The following is a 17,516-nucleotide window of genomic DNA, read 5'->3' on the forward strand; positions in this document are numbered from 1 at the left end:
CAAAAAATTGCAAGATTTCGTTAATAAAATCAAAAATGAAATTTCAACGCTTGACGATCTTGAGAAGGTCAGGGTAGAAATTTTTGGCAAAAAGGGCATCTTGGCGCAAGGCTTTGCAAAGCTAAAAGAGCTTGGTGAAGATGAGAAAAAGGAATTTGCAGCAAATTTAAACAAGCAAAGAGATGAGCTTGGCGCGCTTATAGAAGCCAAAAAGGCTGAGCTTAGCGAGCAAGAGATAGATAACAAGATGAAAAAAGAAGCCGCTGATATCACGCTCTTTAACGAGCCTGTTGCTAGTGGGGCGCTGCACCCTGTAATGGCCACGATGGATAAGATAATTGAATATTTTTTAGCTCTAAATTTCTCACTTGAGACTGGGCCGCTTATAGAAGATGATTTTCACAACTTTGAAGCGCTAAATTTACCAAAATACCACCCAGCAAGGGACATGCAAGATACATTTTACCTAGATGATTTTAGACTTTTAAGGACACATACAAGCCCAGTTCAGGTGCGAACTATGCTAAATCAAAAGCCACCTATTCGCATGATAGCGCCAGGCACCGTCTTTAGACGTGATATGGATTTAACGCATACACCGATGTTTCACCAGGTCGAGGCCCTTGTGGTGGAGGATGCTGAGAAAGTTAGCTTTGCAAATTTAAAATCAATGCTAGAAGGCTTTTTAAAGCATATGTTTGGCGATGTTGAAGTACGTTTTCGCCCTAGCTTCTTTCCATTTACGGAGCCTAGCGCAGAGGTTGATATTAGTTGTATATTCTGCCATGGCAAGGGCTGCAGAGTGTGTAAGCAGACTACTTGGCTTGAGGTACTTGGATGTGGTGTCGTTGATCCAAATGTATTTAAGGCGGTTGGCTATAAAAATGTAAGTGGATACGCCTTTGGCCTTGGCGTTGAGAGATTTGCGATGTTGCTTCATAGAGTGCCTGATCTAAGGTCGCTTTTTGAGGGAGATTTAAGATTGTTGGAGCAGTTTAAATGATAATTTCAAAGCATTGGTTAAACGAGTGGATCGACCTTAGCGACGTTAGCGGCGAGACACTTTCAAAGACATTAAATTCTATCGGGCTAGAGGTTGATAGCTATAAAGAGATAAATTTACCAAAGAGTATTGTGGTTGGCTACATAAAAAGTAGAGAGAAGCACCCAGATGCCGATAAACTAAGCATTTGTCAAGTGGATGTTGGTGGAGAGACGCTTCAGATCGTGTGTGGAGCTAAAAATGTTGAAGCTGGTCAGTTTGTGCCAGTCGCACTTATTGGCACGACTATGCCAAATGGTCTTGAGATTAAAAAAGCAAAGCTAAGAGGTATCGAGTCAAGTGGTATGATCTGCTCTTCAAGCGAGCTTGGACTTCCAAAAATAAATGATGGAATTTTGCCACTTGATGAGAGTATCGGCAAGCTAAAACTTGGTACAAGTCTTAGTGAATTTGAGATATTTAAAGATACGATAATCGAAGTTGATGTAACAGCAAACAGAGGCGATTGCCAAAATTTACATGGCATCGCAAGAGAAATTTGTACAGCGCTTGATTTAAATATGAAAGATAGTCACGAAGACGATGAGAGCGAAAATTTACTAGGTATTGGTAGAATAGCTTCTGTGCGAGCAGAGGATAAAGTAAATGGGTCATTTTTATATAAGGCTTTTGAACTAAAAGAGGGACTATATGAAAATCTAATAACTCGCATGCGTCTAGCATTAATAGAGTGCCAAAAGACAAATTTAGTTGAGAGACTGCTTGAATACGCGACATTTTGCACGGGTGTTTTATTTAGGGCTTATGATCACGCTAAACTTGTAAGTGAAGGCGAAAAGGCTGTTTTTGATATAAAAAATGGTGAAAATGGCGAATGCGTCGTTTATTGCGGGGATAAAAATTTAGGCATTGCTGGAATTTACCAAAGTGACGTAGCAAGGATAGATGAGAAGTCAAAAGTGATCCTAGTAGAAGCTAGCTACGTAAAGCCAGATGTAGTTTCAAAAGCTATTTTTGAAAATAAAAATTTACCAAAGGGTGATCAAATTTATCGCTCAAGTCGTGGCAGCGAGCCAAATTTAGCTTATGGCGCGGATTATTTATTCAAAAGACTTGCTAATTTTAAGGATATCCTAAATCTCTTTGCCGGCTCACAGCAGTCGCTTTTAAATACCGAACCTATCACGCTTAGTATCTCTCTTTTTGAGATTAAAAATATGATCGGTCAAGATATTGCTAGAAATGATGTTGTTAAAATTTTAAAGAAACTTGGCTTTGAGATCGCGGTAAACGTTGAGCAAGAAAGCTTTAACGTAAAAGTGCCGTTATTTCGCCATGATATAGTAAATTCTCACGATGTTTGCGAGGAGATCGTAAGGATAGTAGGCATAGACAATATCGCCTCAAAACCACTAAATTTCTCTGAGAAAAATAGGCTAAATAAGACATATTTTGACTATAAAAACGCCCTAAATTTAAGGCGTAGAGCAGCCGATAATGGCTTTTTTGAAAGCGTACACTATGTTTTTGATAGTGAGGACGAGCTTAGTGAGCTAAATTTTAAACCTTGCAAAGTCAAGATACTAAATCCTATAAACAACGAATTAAACACGCTTAGACCGACGCTTGTTAATCACCTTCTAAGCTCAAGCGAGAAAAATATCAAAAACTCGAAACGCTCAGTTAGACTTTTTGAGCTTGGAGAAATTTTTGATGAAAATGCAAATCAGGGCTTAAATTTAGGCTTTGTTGTGTCTGGCCTTTTAAAAGAGCCTACACTAATAAACGGCGCAAAGGGCGAGGAGGCAAATTTCTATGCATTTGCATCGATGGTGCAAAATGTCATAGGTAAATTTGAGCTAAAACCTTGCCAGGGCATCTCATATCTTAGCCCATACGAGCAAGCACACATCTATCAAAATGGCGAAAATATCGGCTATATCGGTAGAGTCGATGCGAGAGTCGAAGCAAAGAGAGATCTGCCAAGAACTTATATTTGCGAGATAGATTTTACAAAGCTCAAATTTGAACCTATTTTGGCTATTCCTTATTCTAAGTTTCAAAGCACCACAAGGGATCTTAGCCTTATTGTGCCTGAAAATTTTGAGGCTGGACGAATTTATGAGTGCATAAGAGGATTAAATTTAAAAGAGCTAAAAGAATTTTTACCAGTTGATATTTATAAAGATGCGAAGCTAAATGGCTCGATCAGTCTTAGTTTGAAATTTACATTTCAGGATATGGAAAAAACGCTTGAAGATGATGATATAAACGCACTTATGGATAAAATTTTAAATGAGCTAAAAGATAAACTAAATATCGGAATAAGATGAAAATTTATCCATTAGACAAAAGTTTAAATTTAACCATAGATGATATTGCTTCGGATAAGTCTATCTCGCATAGATGTGCAATATTTTCGCTTTTAAGCGACAAGCCTTCTTATATTAGAAACTACCTAAGAGCGGGTGATACGCTAAATACTTTAAAGATAGTCCAGCTCTTAGGTGCAAAGATCGAGGACAACGGCTCTGAGATAATGATCACTCCGCCTAAAAAGATAAAAGAGCCAAATGAAATTTTAGAGTGTGGCAACTCAGGCACAGCGATGAGGCTTTTTATGGGACTATTAGCCGCACAGGATGGCTTTTTCGTGCTAAGTGGCGATAGGTATTTAAACTCACGTCCAATGGCTAGAATAGCAAAACCTCTAAACGATATGGGTGCAAAGATAGATGGTGCAAACAACGCAAGCAACGCTCCACTTTGCATAAGAGGGACGAAATTTGAAAGATTTAGTTTTGATAGCAAGATTGCCTCAGCTCAGATAAAAAGTGCGCTTTTGCTGGCAGCTCTTTACTCAAATGGCTGTAAATTTAGCGAACCAGAGCTAAGCAGGGATCACACCGAGCGTATGCTTGCTGGCATGGGAGCTGATATAAAGCGTGACGGCCTAGAGATCAAGCTAGAGCCGATGAAAGCCCCACTTGCGCCACTTGATATAGACGTGCCAAATGACCCAAGCTCGGCATTTTTCTTTGCGGTCGCAGCACTTATCATTCCGGACTCGCACATTATTTTAAAAAATATCTTACTAAATAAAACTCGCATCGAAGCTTATAAAATTCTAGAAAAAATGGGAGCTGAGATAAAATTTCACAAAACCTCAAGTAAATATGAAGATATCGGTGATATCGAGGTCAAATACTCACCAAACTTAAAAGGTGTAGAGGTTAGTGAAAATATCTCATGGCTCATCGATGAAGCTCCAGCTTTAGCCATCGCATTTGCCTGCGCTAAAGGCCAAAGCAAGCTAGCAAATGCAAAAGAGCTTCGCGTAAAAGAGAGTGATAGGATAGCTGTCACGATAAATGCGTTAAAGCAGTGCGGCGTTGATGCTAGCGAGCTTGAAGATGGCTTTATCATAAATGGTTCAGAGGCTAAATTTGCCACGATAGATAGTCACGGGGATCACAGGATCGCGATGAGTTTTGCTGTGCTTGGGCTAAAGTGTGGCATGCAGATAGAGAAGAGTGAATTTATCACCACTTCATTTCCAAATTTTGCTGAAATTTTAAAGAAAATGGGAGCTAAGATTGAAGATTGAGCTTGCTAGTAGTTATGGATTTTGCTTTGGTGTAAAAAGGGCGATAAAGATTGCTGAAAATGCAGGAGATGCTGCGACCATCGGGCCACTCATCCATAATAACGAAGAGATAAACAGGCTTGAGAAAAACTACAATGTAAAAACACTTGAGGGCATAGACGAGCTAAAAGATGAGAAAAAGGCGATCATCCGCACTCATGGCATCACCAAAAACGACCTTGCAGAGCTAAAAAAGAGCGATATAAAAGTGATAGATGCAACCTGCCCATTTGTGACAAAGCCACAGCAAATTTGTGAAAAAATGAGTGAAGAGGGCTACGATGTGGTGATCTATGGTGACATGCACCACCCTGAGGTAAAGGGCGTGAAGTCATATGCCAAGGGTAACGTCTATGTCGTGCTTGAAGAGAGCGAGCTGGAGGGCATTAAATTTAAGCAAAAGGTCGCACTTGTTAGCCAAACGACTAGAAAAGTCGAGAAATTTATGCAGATCGCAAACTACCTTATGCTTCACGTAAAAGAGGTGCGTGTTTTTAATACGATTTGCAACGCAACATTTGAAAACCAAGAGGCTGCTAAAAATTTGGCAAAAAGAGCTGATGTGATGATAATCATCGGCGGAAAAAACAGCTCAAACACAAAACAACTCTATCTAATATCTAAAAATTTCTGCGAAGATAGCTATCTCATAGAAAGCGAAGAAGAGCTTGAAAAATCATGGTTCGATGGCAAAAATTTGTGTGGCATAAGTGCGGGTGCTAGCACGCCTGACTGGATCATACAAAAAGTCGTTGACAGAATCAAAAAAGTATAAAATTTATCCTAGCTAAAGCCACAATTAACTATAATAAGCCAATTTGCCTCTACTGGCATAATAAAATTTAAAGGATCAAGATGGCTGTGAACAAAAGTGTTCAATTAGGAAAAGCAAAAGACGAAGATATTGAAGATATCGATTTTGCTGCGATGTTAGAGGAGTCTTTTAAAAAGACTGAAGAAGATAGTGATGCAAAGATCGTCAGTATCAATGGCGATGAGGTTTTAATCGACGTTGGCAAGAAGTCAGAAGGCATTTTAAATGTTTCTGAGATCACTGACGCAAACGGTAACCTGACGCATAAAGTTGGCGATACGATCAAAGTTGTAATAACTGGATCAAGAAATGGAAGACCTATAGTGTCGCACAAAAAAGCACTTAGAAAAGAGAAGGTTAAAGCTTTCATCGAAGCTTACGATCCTGAAAATTCTGGCGAAATCGACGTAAAAGTAGTTGGAAAAAATAAAGGTGGCTTTATAACTCAAGATGCAAATGGGGTAGAATTTTTCTTACCAAAAACTCACAGCGGCTTTAAAAACGCTGAAGGCGTAATTGGTAAAACATATAAAGTAAGAGTTATAAAAATTGATAAAGAAGAAAATAGCATAGTTGTCTCTAGAAAGAAAATTTTAGATGACGACCGTAAAAAGCGTAAAGAAGCTCTATCAAGCATAGTAGAAAATGATAGCGTTATAGAGGGTACAGTTAAAAAAATTACAACTTATGGTATGTTCGTTGATGTTGGCGGAGTCGATGGACTTGTACATTATAGTGAGATAAGTTATAAAGGCCCAGTGAACCCTAGCTCACTATATAAAGAAGGCGATAAAGTTTTAGTTAAAGTTATCAGTTATGACAACGAAAAACGCCACCTATCTTTATCTATCAAGGCAGCTACTCCAGATCCTTGGGAAGAGATCATAAATGATGGACTAGAGGTTGGTGACACTATCAAAGTTACAGTTAGCAATATCGAGCCTTATGGCGCATTTGTTGATCTTGGAAATGATATTGAAGGATTTTTACATATATCTGAAATTTCATGGGATAAAAATATCAAAAATCCAAAAGATCACATCAATGAAGGCCAAGAAATCGATGTTGAAGTTATTGAAATTGATGCTAAAGGACACCGCCTAAGAGTAAGTCTTAAAAATTTACTTCCAAAGCCATTTGATGAGTTTAAGGCAAAACACAAAGAGGGTGACGTAGTAAAAGGCGTTGTGACAACTATCACAAATTTTGGTGCATTTGTTAGAGTGGGTTGCGTTGAAGGCTTACTACATAATGAAGACGCGTCTTGGGATAGAAACGATAAATGCAAAGATATGTTTAAAGCTGGTGACGAGCTTGAAGTAAAAATAATCAAAATCGATAGTGCTGAACAAAAAGTTTCACTTAGCCTAAAAGACCTAAAACAAAGTCCAGTTCAAGCATTCGCTGATAAATTTAATGTAGGTGATATCGTAAAAGGAACAATTCGCGACATTAAAGACTTTGGCGTATTTGTAGAGCTTGGTGATAACGTTGATGCGCTGATCCGCAAAGAAGATTTAGGTAGTGTAGACGTTAGTACACTTAAGATTGGCGATGATATCGAAGCAGCTATCGCATTTATCGATGAGAAGAAAAATAGAATTCGCCTAAGTATACGCCGTTTAGCAAAACAAAAAGAGCGTGAAGTGTTAAATGAGATCAATGATAATGATGATAAAGTAACACTCGGCGATATTATAAAAGAACAATTACTTTAGTTTAAATGGGCAGACGCGTACTTTTATTAGTAGTTGTCCTGCTATTTGTTATATTGGGTTTGGTTGGAATTTCTCTTGTTAAATTTGCAAGTGTAAATTTCAGTCAAATACCTGAAGAAAATATTACAAATGAGCAAAATTTAACTAAAAACACGACCAGTAATACCAACTGGATGAGTGAGCTAGCAACTATTAGAAAAAGAGATTATGTGCTGCCCGTAAATGAAATTTTTATAGAATACAACCGACCCAAAATAGAAAAACCAAAGATTACTGCATATGAGCTTTTGATAGATAAAAATGATATCTATTCAATGTTTTGTTTGATGCAGACTTTAAGAAAAAGCGAGGTCGATTTTACTGTTGTAAAAGATGGTGCAAAAAGCCAGATATTTTTAAATACTCAAGACTCTAAACTTCTACAAAATATCATTTTGGAACTAAGAGTTTATGATATCCACTCAAGTGTGAGAGAGGTAAAATTATGAAAACTATCATTGTTTGCGATGCAATACACCCAGTAGGTTTTGAGCTTTTGAAAAAAGAGCAAGATATAAACGTAATAGATGCAGTTAATACTCCCAAAGATGAACTTTTAAAAATTTTAGGCGAGGCTGATGTTGCTATAACAAGAAGCTCAACTGAAGTAAACGATGCCTTTTTAAACGCTGGTAAAAAACTAAAAGCTATTGTTAGAGCTGGTGTTGGTGTAGATAATGTCGATATAGAAGGATGCTCAAGGCGTGGCATAATAGCTATGAACGTTCCAACTGCAAACACTATTGCTGCAGTTGAGCTAACAATGGCGCATATGCTAGCTTCAGCTAGATCCCTTGAATACGCTCATAATGATCTAAAGCTAGATAGAATCTGGAAGCGTGAAAAATGGTATGGGGTTGAGCTTTTTAAGAAAAAGCTTGGTGTGATCGGCTTTGGAAATATTGGCTCAAGGGTAGCTGTTCGTGCAAAAGCTTTTGGTATGGAGATCATCGCTTATGATCCATATATTGACCCATCTAAAGTTATCGACATGGGCGGTACTTATACTAAAAATTTTGATGATATTTTAGCATGTGATTTTATCACAATACATACGCCAAAAACTAAAGAGACGACCAATATGATAGGCGCTAAAGAGATCGCAAAAATGAAAGATGGCGTAAGACTTATAAACTGCGCTAGAGGTGGTCTTTATAACGAAGAAGCGCTTTATGAAGGACTAAAAAGTGGCAAGATAGCATTTGCTGGTATTGATGTTTTTACAAGAGAGCCAGCAACTGATCATCCGCTTCTTGATCTAAATAATGTAAGTGTCACCCCACACCTTGGAGCAAATACACTTGAATCACAGCGAAATATCGCAGTTGAGGCAGTCGAGCAAGCTATTTTAGCAGCTCGCGGTATAAGCTATCCAAATGCGTTAAATTTACCTATAAAAACAGAAGATCTACCGCCATTTGTTGAGCCTTATATCGATCTTACAAGCAAGATGGCATTTCTTGCTGCACAGATAAATAAAAGCGTTATCAAGGCCATTCGTATCGAGACTCACGGTCAAATCAGCGAATATGCAAATTCAATGCTAACTTTTGCAATCGTAGGTGCTTTAAAAGAGAGTCTTGGTGATGCGATAAATTATGTAAATGCTAAATTTTTATGCGATGAAAAAGGTATAGTGACCGAAACTAGCCTTGGTGGAGATAGCATTTTTAAAAATAAAATTACCGTTCGCTTAACTACTGAAAATGGCATTGTAACCGTAGGTGGAACGGTGTTTGGTGAAAATCAGCAACGCATCGTAACGATAAATGGATTTAAGACCGACTTTAAGCCAAAAGGTAAGATGATCATCTTTAAAAACCACGACGTGCCAGGCGTTATCGCTCAGATTAGTAAAATTTTGGCTGATGAAAAAATTAATATCGCAGACTTCCGCCTTGGTAGAGATGATCACAATATGGCACTTGCTGTCATCTTGGTTGATGAACATATAAAAGCAGAAACGTTAGAGAGACTAAACGCACTTGAAGCTTGCGTTTGGGCTCAATACGCAGTTATATAAAATTTTGAAAGGATAAAAAATGGCTTCATATTCAATGGGTGATCTAAAAAAAGGGCTAAAGATCGAGATCGATGGCGTTCCTTATAAAATCGTAGAATATCAACATGTTAAACCGGGCAAAGGTGCAGCTTTTGTTCGTGCGAAAATCAAATCTTTTATCGACGGAAAAGTGCTTGAAAAGACTTTTCACGCAGGCGATAAATGCGAGCAACCACATCTTGAAGAAAAAGAGATGCAGTATCTTTATGATGATGGTGAATATTGTCAATTTATGGATACGGTTACTTATGAACAAGTTGCTATTAGCGATGAGGATGTGGGTGATGTTAAAAAATGGATGATCGATGGCATGATGGTTGAAATTTTATTTCACAATGGTAACGCGATCGGCGTTGAAGTGCCACAAGTAGTTGAGCTAAAGATAGTTGAGACTCCACCAAATTTCAAGGGCGATACGCAAGGCGGTAAAAAGCCAGCTACTCTTGAGAGTGGTGCGGTAGTTCAGATACCATTTCACGTACTTGAGGGCGAGGTTATCCGTGTGGATACTGTTCGCGGCGAGTATATCGAGCGTGCGAATAAATAAAGCAGTTTAATCTTTCTTACTAAATTTACGTTTAGTAAGCCTAATTCTTAGCTAAAGTCACTATTTAAAAAGTATTGGCTTTAGCAAAAAACTTCATTTCATACATTGTAAAATTTCAAGTAGCACTAGTATAGAATGCATAAAATTTTTATGCTCGATAAAAATCAAATATGGCCAAACATCAGCTAGTAAAATCTTTAAGAATCAAAAAATATATAAAAAAATAAAAATTCTTAGCGAGATAGACTAATATTTTAATTATAAAATTTTTATATCAAGATAGTAGAATTGCAAGTTAAAAATAGGAAAAAACGAGACGGTTTCCCGTCTCGGTAGCTAGCATTAAGCCGACTTTTCTTTAAGATATTTGTTTATAAGAGTTGTGATCTCTTCACCGTGAGGAAATCTCGCTTCATCATTTCCGATGCGATCTTTCTTAGAAAATATAACATCTCCATCAACCTCGACAATGAAATTTCCACCACCACCTATAACCTTTTCGACTCTTGCATCACTAAAGTTCGCTTTTATTTCATCTTCTACACGAGAAGCTACCGGACGATAGTTTCAAGAGTTGCAGTAAATAATTTTTACTTGCATGCTCTGTCCTTTCTTGTGAAATAAGCCAATATTATATAAAATTTTACTTAACAAATAAAACATATTACTTGAAAGGATAAATTTATGAAAAAAGTTGCTGTGATTTTAGCTGAAGGATTTGAGGAGATAGAAGCACTAACTTCTGTTGATGTTTTACGTAGAGCTGGAGCGATAGCTTCTATTGTTGGGCTAAATGACGTAAACATCAAAGGGTGTCACAATATATGCGTAAAAGCCGACGTAACACTTCGCGAGATGAAAGAGCTAAACTATGATGCGATCGTCCTTCCTGGTGGACTTCCAGGAGCTAGCAATCTAGCAAATGATACAAGGCTCAAAGCAATTTTGCAAAATTTTGATAAAAGCAATAAGCTTATTTGTGCCATTTGTGCTGCTCCTATGGTACTCGAGAGTGCTGGTGTGCTAAAAGATCATTTTGTTTGTTATCCAGGATTCGAAGAAAATGTAAGAAGCGACAAAAGAGGCTACGTGAGCGATAAAAACGTGCTAAAAGATCAAAACATCATCACAGGAAAGGGTCCTGCTTTTTCGATGGAATTTGCACTTTTTATAGTTAAAAATTTACTTGGCGATGAAGCGTATCTTAAAGTAAAGAATGATTTACTTTATAAATAGCTTATAAAGATAAAATAATTTTTTATTTAATTATTCTTTTTAAACTTAAGATTAAATTTTGTTTAGTGATAGTTATAAAAGTTCTATATATACGAGCTTGTAGCTTTTAAGAATATTTTTCAAAAAAATATAATAAATTTTTGATTTTTTACATCTTTTTGACGAAAATTAGCTATTATCACACTAACCGAATAAATCGGTAATTTTTTTAAGGAACACTCCTGTGAATATTTATGTAGGAAATTTGTCGTATAGAACGACAGAGGCAGAATTAAAGGAAGCCTTTGCACAATTTGGTGAAGTAAGGCGAGCAAAAATAGTAAAAGATAGAGAAACTGATCGTTCAAAAGGCTTTGGCTTTGTTGAAATGGACGATGCAAATGAGGGACAAAAGGCTATAGACGCGCTAAATGAAAAAGAACTAGGCGGACGTACTTTAAGGGTAAATGAGGCTAGACCAAGAGATTAATGACTATTTGCCACCAAATGGTGGCATAGCATCCCGTATAGCTCCTACGCCTAGTGGGTTTTTGCATGCTGGCAATGCTTATAACTTTATCCTAACCTATCTTTTGACACGTTCGGTAAGTGGCGTTTTACGCTTACGTATCGATGATTATGATCTTAGTAGATACCGGCAAGAATTTGTTCAAAATATCTTTGATGTTTTAGAATTTTTAGGGCTTGAATATGATAAAGGGCCAATTAGCGTAAGTGACTTTGAACGTAATTTTAGCTTTAAAGTAAGAGCTAAAAGATACGAAGATATACTTGAAAAACTGGATGAAATTTATATCTGCGAATGTTCTAGAACTACAAAGTGTGCCTATAAAAACGGCATTTACACTAAAATATGCAAAGATAAAAATCTTAAATTTACAAAAGATAAAACCGCCATTAGGTTAAGCATTGATGAATACGATGAGCTAGGTAAGGTTGTCGCAGTGCAGATGGGTGATTTTTTGATTTATAAAAAGGATTTTATTCCGGCTTATAACCTTGCAAGCGTGATAGATGACGAGGATATGGGCGTAAATTTGGTTATTAGAGGAGAAGATCTGCTGCCTTGCACACTAGCTCAAAGATACCTTGCAAAAAGGCTAAAATTTGGTTTTGGAAAGTGAGCCTTTTTAGATGAAATTTTCACTTTTGCTAAGCGTGTAGAGGCTGTACGGATTTTGTTTTTGGACAGGGGTTCGATCCCCCTCGCTTCCACCATCTTACTTTAAATTTTTCTTAGATTTACTTACTTTTTAAAATAATATAAACTAAAATAACACAACTCATATAAACAAAGGAGAGGGATATGTTTTGGGGATTTGATTATGCTGACGATTTTAACGAAGGCTTTGCTCGGGTTCGAAAAGATTACAAATGGGGTTATATAAATACTAAAGGTGAGCAGATCGTAGAGTGTAAATTTTATTATGCTGACGATTTTAACGAAGGTCTTGCTATGGTTAAAAAAGATGGCAAGTATGGATATATAAACACCAAAGGTGAGCAAGCCATAGAGTGTAAATTTGATGGTGTTGGTGATTTTAACGAAGGTTTTGCTATAGTTGCAAAAGACGGCAAGTGCGGATATATAAACACCAAAGGCGAACAGATCATAGAGTGTAAATTTGATGAAGCATGCGACTTTAAAGAGGGCTTTGCTATGGTTAAAAAAGATCGCAAATGGAGTTATATAAACACCAAAGGTGAGCAAGCCATAGAGTGTAAATTTGATGGTGTTGACGATTTTAACGAAGGTTTTGCTATAGTTGCAAAAGACGGCAAGTATGGATATATAAACACCAAAGGTGAGCAGATCATAGAGTGTAAATTTGATGATGCTCGGGGTTTTAACGAAGGCTTTGCTCGGGTTCAAAAAGACGACAAATGGGGTTATATAAATACTAAAGGTGAGCAGATCGTAGAGTGTAAATTTTATTATGCTGACGATTTTAACGAAGGCTTTGCTCGGGTTCAAAAAGACGGCAAATGGGGCTATATAAATACCAAAGGATGTTTTGTCATTTTTGACGAAAGCAAAAATGAGATAGAAGTGTTTGATAAGGCTATAGACATGTCAAATAACATTTTCTACTTATCGCGGCTAGATGATAAATTTGGACTTTTGGATGAAAACTTTAATGTCGTTGTCAAAAATAGCATTTATGGTGAATTTGAGGTGCTTCAAAGGATAAATGAAACTACTTTTTTGATAAAAATAGCAGAGAGAGAACTCTTTGTGGATAGCGAAGGGAATTTCAGATAAACTAGCTATAAAAAGCTTTACCAGCCAGTTAAATTTAACTTGGCTGGTTTTTTATCTAAGTTTTGTCTCAAAAAATGTGCCAAAAAGCGAGTTTATGCCTTGCTTTGTAAATTTCTCCATTATCTTTTCGAGCTGCGGTTTTTCTTGCCAGACGGGCTCATCTACGAGGCTCATTTTAGCTAGCTCATTTTGAGCGTCTATGTAGCTGCCAAGGCTATCTATTAGCCCTATTTTTAGGGCATTTTGTGCTAAAAAGACCCTTGCATTTGCCCACTCGTCTTTTTTCTTGATATCTAAATTTCTAGCCGCTGCCACGTCGCTTACAAAGAGCATGTAAGCGTCATTTACGAGCCCTTGTAAGCTCTCGCGCTCCTGTTTGCTCCAGCTCCTCATAAAAGTGCCAGCCTCTTTAAACTCGCCAGCCTTCACCACCTGCTCGCTCACGCCTAAATTTTTGGCTAAATTTTCGATGTTTGCCCCTTGCATGATGACGCCGATAGAGCCGATGAAAGCGCCTGGGTTTGCGATGATGGCGTCGGCATTTACGCCGGCGTAGTAGCTGCCACTTGCCATGTTGCCAGCAGCGTATGCGAGCACTTTTTTGCTCTCTTTTAGTCGCTTGACCGCCATGGCTAGCTCCACGCTCGGGCTTAGTGCGCCGCCTGGGCTGTCGATGTAGAGCAGCACGCCTTTGATGTTGCTATCAGCTCTTGCCTTTTCGAGCTCGTCTAAAATTTCGCTAGTATCTACTATCGTGCCAGTGATGTCTATGCGAGCTAAATTTGGCTCTTTCATCTTGCCATTTGGCGCAAATATTAAAAATAAGATCAGTAAAAATATGAGTGCCTTAAAGTAGCTATTTATAAATTTAAAAATTCCCAAAATTCCCCTAAAAATAAGCCTTAAAATTTGCAAATTTTGCCTCCGATATATAGTTTTTTAGTCTCGTTTGTGTGAAGTATGAGCTGTAATATTAGCTCACTGTCATCGCACTCTAGGTCGTTATAGATGGCCAGATCGGCCGCACGTCCAGCTCTTATCTCGCCGTTATTCGTCCTAAGTGCCTTTGCGCCTTCATGCGTTGCAGCGACAAAAAGTCTGGTGGCAAGCTCGTTTAGATTAAGGCTAGCGTGGGTAAATAGGGCGGCTCTTAGTTCATGCCAGAAATTTAGGCTGATATTTGAGCTAAGACCGTCTGTGCCGATATTTAAGCTCACATTGTTTTTGAAAATTTCTTTTAAATTTAGCGCCTTTTTGCCAAGTAGCCTGTTTGAAACGGCGCAGTGTGTAACGCTATGATGAGGCTTAAATTTAGCAAAATCACTCACATAAACGCAGTGCGTAAATAGCGTATTTATCTCACGAAACATCTCAAAATAGCTCTTAGCGTCATACATCGGCCTTGGATCTGGGCTAAATCTTAAAAGATGTTTTTTAAAGCCACCACTGCCACGTTCTAGCCACTGCTTTTCAGCCTTGCTCTCTAAAAAGTGTGTGCTTACAAGTAGCTCATCTTTTTTAGCCATTTCAAGGGCAGCTTTGGCAAGCTTGGGGTGCACAGAGTAGGGCGAGTGCAGCGAGATGGCTGGGGTGAAATTTTTGTTTTTATAGCCCTTTGTCTTTTCAAATTTGGCTAAGAAATTTTGCAAATTTTGTTCGCACATCTTCTCGCTTGAGCCTAAAATTTCACTAAAAAGCACGACTTTTAATGGGCTGCTGGCTAAAATTTCAAGATCCGAGCCAAAGCTAGAGATCTCGCCAATAGTGCAAACTCCACTTTTAAGCAGTGAATTTATAGCCCCGTTCATCGCTTTTTTGGCGTCCATTTTAGCTAGCTCGCCGCCTTTATCGACGATAGAGCCAAGCCACTTTATAAAGTCGCCATATTTTAGCGTGCTAACATTTGAGCTAAACTCCAAATGAACGTGCGTATTTACGAACGCTGGGGCGATTACGCTCTCACCAAAGTCGTAAATTTTTGCATCTTTAAATTTTTTTTGCGCCTCTTTTTCGCTTGTAATTTCTAAAATTTTATCATTTTCAATAACAACACAAGAATTCCTTAAAATTTTTGGATTTTCTCCGCCAGTGATGATCTTTTTTGCTTTTAAAATTTCCACATTTGAGCCTTAAATTTTTGTTATTGTAGCGAAAATTTAGGAACGAAAATGTATAATTTGGGCTATTTAATTAAAAAGGAGTGACATGGATAAGAAGCTAAAAATAATGGTTATCCAAGGCCCAAATATCAACATGCTTGGCGCTAGAGAGCCAGGAATTTATGGCGTTATGAAGATGGAAGATATCCACTCTCAAATGAAGATTGTCGCCGATCAAAATGACGTTGAGATCGAGTTTTTTCAAAGCAACCTTGAGGGCGAGCTAGTCGATAAGATCCAAGAGTGCTTGGGCGATGCTGACGGCATCATCATAAACCCAGCCGCTTACACTCACACCTCTATTGCTATCCGTGATGCGCTAAGTGCGGTTGCACTGCCAGTTATCGAGGTGCATATCAGCAACGTTTATAGAAGAGAAGAGTTCCGCCACAAAAGCCTCATCGCACCAGTTGCGGCAGGTCAGATCGTAGGCTTTGGACCAGTTGGCTATCATTTAGCGATGATAGGCATGCTTCAAATTTTTGAGCAAATCAAAGCAGTAAGAGCAAATCAAAAAGCACAATGAATTTCATCTTAAAGGACGAAAACGCCGTATTTTACGAGTGCGGTTATAGCTGTGATAATGAGTTTTTGCTATGCGTTGATGGCGTGAAATACTTTTTTACGGATGCGAGGTATTATTTTGAGGCAAAAAGCTGCGTAAATGCAGGCGTGGTCGTTCTTTTAGTGCAGAGAAATTTAATAAGCGAGGTCAGGGCATTTTTAAGAAAGATGAAGCCAAGTAGCCTCGTTTTTAACCCTGATGAGCTAAGTATCAGCGAGTTTAACGCACTTAGCAAAGGTTTTAAGATAAATTTCAAGCCAAAGGTAAATTTTTCTAGGCTAAAGAGAATTTGCAAAAGCGAAGATGAGATAAAAATTTTAAAAAAAGCTAGCGAATTTGGGGCGAAATGCTTTGATGAATTTGCTAAATTTGTGCGTGAAAATGGCGAAAGAATGAGTGAGAAAGAGCTTCATTTTAACGCCTCGCTCATTTTTAGGCAAAAAAACGAGCTAGGTCTTAGCTTCGATCCGATCGTGGCGATAAACGAAAATGCCGCAAAGGCGCATGCGCTACCTGGGGATAAAATTTTAAAAAGGGGCGATTTGCTACTACTTGATGCTGGAGTTAAATTTAAGCGATACTGCTCTGATCGCACCAGAACTGCTTGCTTTGATGAAAATTTTAACTTCTCAAAGGAGCAAAAATTTAAAAATGCCAAAATGCAAGAAATTTACGAGATCGTAAAAGAGGCTCAGGCTGCTGCGATAAAGGTCGCAAGAGCTGGCGTTAGGGCGTGCGAGATAGACCTTGCAGCAAGAAACGTGATAGCAAAGGCTGGATATGAAAAGGCCTTTTTCCACTCGACAGGACACGGCGTGGGTGTCGATATACACGAGCTTCCAGTCATCTCAGCAAGGAGCGAAACGCTCATAAAAGAGGGCATGGTCTTTAGCGTGGAGCCTGGAATTTATCTAGAAAATGAATTTGGTGTGCGCATCGAGGACGTAGTGGTCGCAAGAGAAGGTGGGTGCGAAATTTTATGAGGCTAGCTGGAGCAAGAAAGATCGTAAAAAGCCGTTTTTGCCCTAGTTTTTTTCAAAAAAGAGATGAGTTTAAGTATGAGGCGCTAGTTGGCATGGGTGGCAACATCGGTAATAGCGCAAAGAGGTTTGATAAATTTATAAGAGTGGTTAGTGAAGATAGGCGTTTTCACGTAGTTGAAGTCTCGCCGATCCTTATAAATGCGGCGTTTGGTTATGAAGCGCAGGATGATTTTAGTAACGCTGTTATAAATTTACAAACATCTATGAGCCCTAGAGAAACTCTAAAAATTTTGGGGCACTATGAGAGTAAATTTAAGCGTATCAGGACATTTAAAAATGCGCCGCGCACGCTTGATCTGGATATTTTGTATTTTAGTAAAAAAGTCTATAAAACGCCGCGCCTTATCGTTCCACACCCAGGAGCCGATAAGAGGCTTAGCGTGATCGTGCCACTAGGGCTTATGAGAGGTTAAAAGGATAT

Annotated in this window: 18 protein-coding genes; 15 read left to right on the forward strand and 3 right to left on the reverse strand. The window is 38.3% G+C overall.

What is annotated here, in order from left to right; all coding sequences use genetic code 11:
• Positions 1–7: 7 nt before the first annotated feature.
• The 8 genes from pheS (at position 8) to efp (ending at position 9,829) form a co-directional block, all read left to right on the forward strand.
• Complete coding sequence (gene pheS, locus CVS84_RS01270; RefSeq protein WP_087579706.1) at positions 8–1,003, forward strand: phenylalanine--tRNA ligase subunit alpha; 996 nt, start codon at positions 8–10, stop codon at positions 1,001–1,003.
• Positions 1,000–3,336 carry a phenylalanine--tRNA ligase subunit beta gene (gene pheT / locus CVS84_RS01275; RefSeq protein WP_107690845.1) on the forward strand — a complete coding sequence of 779 codons (2,337 nt, stop codon included), beginning with the start codon at positions 1,000–1,002 and terminating at the stop codon, positions 3,334–3,336. Before pheS ends, pheT begins: the two co-directional genes overlap by 4 nt.
• The gene (gene aroA, locus CVS84_RS01280) at positions 3,333–4,610 is read left to right on the forward strand and encodes a 3-phosphoshikimate 1-carboxyvinyltransferase (RefSeq protein ID WP_107690846.1); all 1,278 of its coding nucleotides are present in this window, start codon (positions 3,333–3,335) and stop codon (positions 4,608–4,610) included. The genes pheT and aroA overlap by 4 nt, the downstream gene beginning before the upstream one ends.
• Entirely contained in the window at positions 4,600–5,424 is an 825-nt protein-coding gene (locus CVS84_RS01285; protein WP_087585551.1) for a 4-hydroxy-3-methylbut-2-enyl diphosphate reductase, read from the forward strand. Before aroA ends, CVS84_RS01285 begins: the two co-directional genes overlap by 11 nt.
• Positions 5,425–5,504: 80 nt before the next feature.
• Positions 5,505–7,181: a 30S ribosomal protein S1 gene (locus CVS84_RS01290; RefSeq protein ID WP_103576878.1), complete on the forward strand. Its 1,677-nt coding sequence runs from the start codon at positions 5,505–5,507 to the stop codon at positions 7,179–7,181.
• 5 nt (positions 7,182–7,186) lie between these two features.
• Positions 7,187–7,669 carry a hypothetical protein gene (locus tag CVS84_RS01295; RefSeq protein ID WP_107690847.1) on the forward strand — a complete coding sequence of 161 codons (483 nt, stop codon included), beginning with the start codon at positions 7,187–7,189 and terminating at the stop codon, positions 7,667–7,669.
• Entirely contained in the window at positions 7,663–9,243 is a 1,581-nt protein-coding gene (gene serA / locus CVS84_RS01300) for a phosphoglycerate dehydrogenase (RefSeq protein WP_234411886.1), read from the forward strand. Before CVS84_RS01295 ends, serA begins: the two co-directional genes overlap by 7 nt.
• Before the next feature lie 19 nt (positions 9,244–9,262).
• A complete protein-coding gene (efp, locus tag CVS84_RS01305) occupies positions 9,263–9,829 on the forward strand; it encodes an elongation factor P (protein WP_021090997.1) in 567 nt (188 codons plus the stop codon).
• A gap of 342 nt (positions 9,830–10,171) precedes the next feature.
• Here the strand turns inward: efp and CVS84_RS09710 are convergent, their stop codons facing one another.
• Positions 10,172–10,429: a SelT/SelW/SelH family (seleno)protein gene (locus CVS84_RS09710; protein ID WP_265094306.1), complete on the reverse strand. Its 258-nt coding sequence runs from the start codon at positions 10,427–10,429 to the stop codon at positions 10,172–10,174.
• A gap of 84 nt (positions 10,430–10,513) precedes the next feature.
• Here CVS84_RS09710 and CVS84_RS01315 point away from each other — a divergent pair, with 84 nt between their 5' ends.
• The 4 genes from CVS84_RS01315 to CVS84_RS01330 all read left to right on the forward strand — a co-directional run bounded on the left by CVS84_RS01315 (position 10,514) and on the right by CVS84_RS01330 (position 13,328).
• On the forward strand, positions 10,514–11,065 hold the full coding sequence (locus tag CVS84_RS01315; protein WP_107690849.1) for a DJ-1 family glyoxalase III: 552 nt from the start codon (positions 10,514–10,516) through the stop codon (positions 11,063–11,065).
• Between the two features lie 223 nt (positions 11,066–11,288).
• A complete protein-coding gene (locus CVS84_RS01320) occupies positions 11,289–11,534 on the forward strand; it encodes an RNA recognition motif domain-containing protein (RefSeq protein ID WP_009294719.1) in 246 nt (81 codons plus the stop codon).
• The gene (locus CVS84_RS01325) at positions 11,512–12,189 is read left to right on the forward strand and encodes a glutamate--tRNA ligase family protein (RefSeq protein ID WP_234411879.1); all 678 of its coding nucleotides are present in this window, start codon (positions 11,512–11,514) and stop codon (positions 12,187–12,189) included. Before CVS84_RS01320 ends, CVS84_RS01325 begins: the two co-directional genes overlap by 23 nt.
• Positions 12,190–12,371: 182 nt before the next feature.
• On the forward strand, positions 12,372–13,328 hold the full coding sequence (locus CVS84_RS01330; protein ID WP_107690850.1) for a WG repeat-containing protein: 957 nt from the start codon (positions 12,372–12,374) through the stop codon (positions 13,326–13,328).
• A 51-nt stretch (positions 13,329–13,379) separates the two neighbouring features.
• On the opposite strand, the gene sppA is transcribed toward CVS84_RS01330, so the two are convergent.
• Together sppA and CVS84_RS01340 are read right to left on the reverse strand one after the other, a co-directional pair.
• Positions 13,380–14,243, reverse strand: coding sequence for a signal peptide peptidase SppA (gene sppA, locus CVS84_RS01335; RefSeq protein WP_107690851.1), 864 nt, complete (start codon positions 14,241–14,243; stop codon positions 13,380–13,382).
• Entirely contained in the window at positions 14,231–15,448 is a 1,218-nt protein-coding gene (locus CVS84_RS01340; protein WP_107690852.1) for a metal-dependent hydrolase, read from the reverse strand. The genes sppA and CVS84_RS01340 overlap by 13 nt, the downstream gene beginning before the upstream one ends.
• A gap of 85 nt (positions 15,449–15,533) precedes the next feature.
• Between CVS84_RS01340 and aroQ the strand changes: the two genes are divergently transcribed.
• From aroQ to folK, 3 genes are read left to right on the forward strand one after another with little or no spacing between them, the layout of a single operon-like run.
• A complete protein-coding gene (gene aroQ / locus CVS84_RS01345) occupies positions 15,534–16,013 on the forward strand; it encodes a type II 3-dehydroquinate dehydratase (RefSeq protein WP_004317604.1) in 480 nt (159 codons plus the stop codon).
• A complete protein-coding gene (locus tag CVS84_RS01350; protein WP_107690853.1) occupies positions 16,010–17,035 on the forward strand; it encodes an aminopeptidase P family protein in 1,026 nt (341 codons plus the stop codon). The genes aroQ and CVS84_RS01350 overlap by 4 nt, the downstream gene beginning before the upstream one ends.
• Positions 17,032–17,508: a 2-amino-4-hydroxy-6-hydroxymethyldihydropteridine diphosphokinase gene (gene folK, locus CVS84_RS01355; RefSeq protein WP_107690854.1), complete on the forward strand. Its 477-nt coding sequence runs from the start codon at positions 17,032–17,034 to the stop codon at positions 17,506–17,508. Before CVS84_RS01350 ends, folK begins: the two co-directional genes overlap by 4 nt.
• The last annotated feature ends 8 nt before the right edge of the window (positions 17,509–17,516 follow it).

Origin of the sequence: Campylobacter concisus (assembly GCF_003048575.1) — a bacterium.
GTDB classification, from domain to species: domain Bacteria; phylum Campylobacterota; class Campylobacteria; order Campylobacterales; family Campylobacteraceae; genus Campylobacter_A; species Campylobacter_A concisus_U.

Coding starts and splice junctions, on each gene's coding strand:
- pheT (WP_107690845.1), top strand. CDS start 1,000: ATGATAATTTCAAAGCATTGGTTAAACGAGTGGATCGACCTTAGCGAC.
- aroA (WP_107690846.1), top strand. CDS start 3,333: ATGAAAATTTATCCATTAGACAAAAGTTTAAATTTAACCATAGATGAT.
- CVS84_RS01290 (WP_103576878.1), top strand. CDS start 5,505: ATGGCTGTGAACAAAAGTGTTCAATTAGGAAAAGCAAAAGACGAAGAT.
- CVS84_RS01295 (WP_107690847.1), top strand. CDS start 7,187: ATGGGCAGACGCGTACTTTTATTAGTAGTTGTCCTGCTATTTGTTATA.
- efp (WP_021090997.1), top strand. CDS start 9,263: ATGGCTTCATATTCAATGGGTGATCTAAAAAAAGGGCTAAAGATCGAG.
- CVS84_RS01315 (WP_107690849.1), top strand. CDS start 10,514: ATGAAAAAAGTTGCTGTGATTTTAGCTGAAGGATTTGAGGAGATAGAA.
- CVS84_RS01325 (WP_234411879.1), top strand. CDS start 11,512: ATGAGGCTAGACCAAGAGATTAATGACTATTTGCCACCAAATGGTGGC.
- CVS84_RS01330 (WP_107690850.1), top strand. CDS start 12,372: ATGTTTTGGGGATTTGATTATGCTGACGATTTTAACGAAGGCTTTGCT.
- aroQ (WP_004317604.1), top strand. CDS start 15,534: ATGGATAAGAAGCTAAAAATAATGGTTATCCAAGGCCCAAATATCAAC.
- CVS84_RS01350 (WP_107690853.1), top strand. CDS start 16,010: ATGAATTTCATCTTAAAGGACGAAAACGCCGTATTTTACGAGTGCGGT.
- folK (WP_107690854.1), top strand. CDS start 17,032: ATGAGGCTAGCTGGAGCAAGAAAGATCGTAAAAAGCCGTTTTTGCCCT.